The sequence below is a fragment of the Paraburkholderia sp. genome (genome assembly GCF_035656215.1).
GTDB lineage: Bacteria > Pseudomonadota > Gammaproteobacteria > Burkholderiales > Burkholderiaceae > Paraburkholderia.
Genome location: NZ_DASRSY010000372.1, coordinates 1 through 2,508, shown reverse-complemented (window position 1 = coordinate 2,508; position 2,508 = coordinate 1). Strand labels below are relative to the sequence as shown.

Genomic DNA, 2,508 nt, shown 5'->3' with positions numbered 1-2,508 from the left:
TGTTCGTGCTGCTCGACCGCTCCAACATGACGCTGCTGTACGGCAATCCTCGCACCACCTCGGCGCTTTACGCCGTCGTGTTTGCAGGTGATCTGCTGCTGGCCGTCGGCCTGATCGTGCTGGCGTTGCACCATCTGATCGTTGAACGCGACATGCTCGCCACACTCGACCGCGGCGCGCTGGCGCGTCTCGCCGAATCACGGGAAATGCGCGGACTGCGCGAGTCGCACTCGTCACGCGGCGACGTGCTCGGCCACGACGCGCCCGTGCAACGCCAGTCACTGCCAGGCCCGTTGATGCAGAGCCTGGCCGCTTAGCCGGCCTTGCGCTCCTCGCGCACGGTGTCGGCTACCGATACGAGAATCGGTGTTGCCTGGGCGGCTTCACGCTTGGTGAGCTTGCCGTCCACCGAGGCGCCGCAATCCATCCGCAACTGCTGGTAGTAGATGTTGCCGGTCACATGCGCATTGCTCTGCAATTCGACGAAGTGATCGGCGATCACGTCACCGACGATCCTGCCGTTGACCACCACGTCATAACCATGCACGTTGCCTTCGATCGAGCCGCGGTCGCTCAATACAAGCAGCGTCTGGCTGTCCGGCGCGCCGCTGACATTGCCCTTCACGTGGCCGTCCATGCGCAGGCCGTCGCTGAACAGGAGGTCGCCCGTGATCCGCACGTCGTGTGCGATGAGGGTGGCGAGCTTGGTCTGCTGGATGCCCGCGTGTTTTTTCTTGCTGAACATAAATATCTCTCGGAAATGAAAATGTTCGTCGCGTGATGCTTTCCGGGCGACGATCCGGGGCTTGGTTATTCAGTTGCTGCGCTTGCCGCGTTGCAGTGCTATCTGCCTGGGATCTGTATGGCATTGGTCGTAGTTCGACACGAGGTTGCCGCATACCGTGCCGTTCATCCACGCTTAGCGACGCGGCGCCCCCATTTGCGCCGGCGGCTTCGCCTTGCTCTGGCCGCGCAGGAACTGCAATTCGGCACTCAGTCGCGCGACGTCGGCGGCGGCGCCGTCTGCGGTTTTCTGCACCGCGGCGCGCGTCGCCGATTCCTGCGCCAGCGCAAGCCGCGTGCGGGCGAGTTCCGTCTGCTGGCTGCCTTCATCGACGGGCGCCGCATTGCATTGATCCGCCGGTGTGCCGGGGCGCTGCGCGTGCCACGCCACAACGAGTGCCGCGCCACCTGCCGCGCTGAGCGCGCACACCAGGACCCACACGGTGACGCGAAAGGCGAGCGGCCGCGTGGGCTGCAACGTATAGGCACGATGGGTCAGATTGCCCGCATCGCGGGAAAAACGTCGTTCAACCATGGGGCGTGGGCGCGAATAGCGCGAGATAGGCAGTCGGGTCAACCGGCGCGCCGTTGACGAGCACTTCGAAATGCAGATGCGGGCCAGTGGAGCGGCCGGTCGAGCCGACATCGGCGACATACTGGCGCGGCAGCACCAGATCGCCGACATGCGCGACAATGCGCGACGCGTGGCCGTAACGGGTCACGAGGCCGTTGCCGTGATCGATTTCGACCGCGTTGCCATAGCCCGATTTTTCGCCGGCGAAGATCACCCGGCCGCCTGCTGCCGCAAGAATCGGCGTACCGGTTTTGGCGACCAGGTCGATGCCCGGATGAAAACTCAAACGATGCGTGAACGGATCGGTGCGGTTACCGAACGGCGAGCCGAAGCGTGCGCCATCGGCGGGCATGCGGCCGGGAAAGGCGGCGTACGCGATCGCGTGGTCGGCGGTTTGTTGCTCGAGCGCGGACAGCGTTGCAGCGATGCAATCCAGTTGTTGCTGGGTGCGCCCGGCATCGGCATGACTGGACGGTTGCGGCATGACATCGGCGCAGCGGCGCGGCGGTAAAGAAGGGCCGCCCTCGCCTTCGCTGTCGGTAGCGGAGGTGTCGGGTTCAGATGCGGCGCCCGGCACGGCTGGCATGACCGGTGCGCGCTGCGCCGGTCGCGGTGTATTCAGACGTGCTTCGAAATCGCGCAACGCGCCGACCTGCATCGTCAGGCGCGCGATGCGCGGTTCGATCTGCGCCACGGACGCGTTCAGCTTGCCGAGTTGATCGATTGCATAATCGTGCTCGATACGGTTCGTCGCCTGATCGCCGGAGCCGCGGTGCGCCGGCCAATGCGTGCCGATCGCGATACCCGCGGCGAGCGCCAGCGCTGCTGCGCCGAATGCCGCGACAACCGCGATGGTCAGCGCGGTGCGGCGCGTGACGAAGTTGATCGAGCCGCTGGACAGCTGACTGCCGGGGCGAAACACGGAAGGCATCAGCGGCTCCCGGCGCGCGCCATGCGGCTCGTGCAAGGTCGCGCACGGGCGGCACGACGCACGTTCGGCGTGCTCGGCGTGTTGAATGAGCGCGGTATGTTGAACGCGCCCGGCTTACTGAGCTTGCTGAGCTTGCTGAAGCGGGACAGGAGATTGACGGACAAGACTAACTGCATGCGGCATCGACCGGACAAAATACCGGTGGCGATAATGGACAAAG

4 protein-coding genes and 1 pseudogene are annotated in these 2,508 nt (G+C 65.1%); 1 reads left to right on the top strand and 4 read right to left on the bottom strand.

Annotated elements, in window-relative coordinates; genetic code table 11:
- Positions 1 to 317, top strand: a pseudogene (locus VFE81_RS21770) (hypothetical protein); the annotation flags it as partial.
- Here VFE81_RS21770 and VFE81_RS21765 read toward each other — a convergent pair.
- The 4 genes from VFE81_RS21765 to VFE81_RS21750 all read right to left on the bottom strand — a co-directional run.
- Positions 314 to 745, bottom strand: a complete 432-nt coding sequence (locus VFE81_RS21765) for a polymer-forming cytoskeletal protein (protein WP_325046576.1) — start codon at positions 743 to 745, stop codon at positions 314 to 316. The pseudogene VFE81_RS21770 and the gene VFE81_RS21765 overlap by 4 nt on opposite strands.
- 174 nt (positions 746 to 919) lie before the next feature.
- Positions 920 to 1,318, bottom strand: coding sequence for a hypothetical protein (locus tag VFE81_RS21760; RefSeq protein ID WP_325046575.1), 399 nt, complete (start codon positions 1,316 to 1,318; stop codon positions 920 to 922).
- Positions 1,311 to 2,288, bottom strand: a complete 978-nt coding sequence (locus VFE81_RS21755) for a M23 family metallopeptidase (protein WP_325046574.1) — start codon at positions 2,286 to 2,288, stop codon at positions 1,311 to 1,313. Before VFE81_RS21755 ends, VFE81_RS21760 begins: the two co-directional genes overlap by 8 nt.
- Positions 2,288 to 2,508, bottom strand: a 221-nt coding sequence (locus tag VFE81_RS21750; RefSeq protein WP_325046573.1) for a hypothetical protein, incomplete at its 5' end; no start/stop codon positions are given. The genes VFE81_RS21755 and VFE81_RS21750, both read right to left, overlap by 1 nt.

Bases quoted from the DNA above. Each gene is read 5' to 3' on its own strand.
- VFE81_RS21765 (WP_325046576.1), bottom strand. From the start codon at position 745: ATGTTCAGCAAGAAAAAACACGCGGGCATCCAGCAGACCAAGCTCGCC.
- VFE81_RS21760 (WP_325046575.1), bottom strand. From the start codon at position 1,318: ATGGTTGAACGACGTTTTTCCCGCGATGCGGGCAATCTGACCCATCGT.
- VFE81_RS21755 (WP_325046574.1), bottom strand. From the start codon at position 2,288: ATGCCTTCCGTGTTTCGCCCCGGCAGTCAGCTGTCCAGCGGCTCGATC.